This window comes from Piscinibacter defluvii (genome assembly GCF_004011805.1).
Classification (GTDB): domain Bacteria; phylum Pseudomonadota; class Gammaproteobacteria; order Burkholderiales; family Burkholderiaceae_C; genus Piscinibacter; species Piscinibacter defluvii.
On sequence record NZ_RCHJ01000136.1, the window covers coordinates 1 to 598 of the forward strand.

General features: G+C 62.4%; 1 pseudogene. It reads left to right on the forward strand.

The features are described from left to right. Nucleotides 1-365 precede the first annotated feature (365 nt). Nucleotides 366-598: pseudogene (locus tag D9C15_RS33250) on the forward strand (GNAT family N-acetyltransferase); the annotation flags it as partial.

Sequence of the window (598 nt, forward strand, 5' to 3'; positions counted from 1 at the left end):
TGGATCTCGTGGCCGAAGAAGTCTTCCAAGGTTCCGAGCGAGGTCACCGAAGACACCATCCGTGAACTCGCTCTTCCGCTCGGCTTCGTCGACATCAAGGTCTGCGCGGTCAGTGAAGTGTGGTCCGGCCTCAAACTCACCGTCCGCAAAGAGTTGCGCAGCAACGAGTGAGGCCTAACCCTTCGCTCGAGGCGACCCTCCGCGGCTTGGCGCTTGGGCCGCGAGCCCGTGGTGCATATCATCGGCCTCGCGGCCCAAGCGCCAATCCGCGGCGGTCGCCTCAGCTCAAACGTTAGGCCGCACACACCCCCACCGTGACTGCTCGGCTTGTCTTTGAACCACTACGCGCCGGACATCTGGACGAGTTGGCCGTCACGCTGTTGCACCCAGCTGTGTATCAGCACATCGAAGATGAGGTTCCCTCGCTCAACGATTTCAAGCTTTCCCTGTCCCGCGCTCTTGCCGGTCCACCTGCCCGCGCCGTCGGCCAAACTTGGCTGAACTACCTGGTGCGCGACGCTAGCACCAATGCCATGCTGGGCCGGCTCGAGGCCACAGTTCACGATTCCCTCGCCGAAGTTGCCTTTCTCTTCGGTCC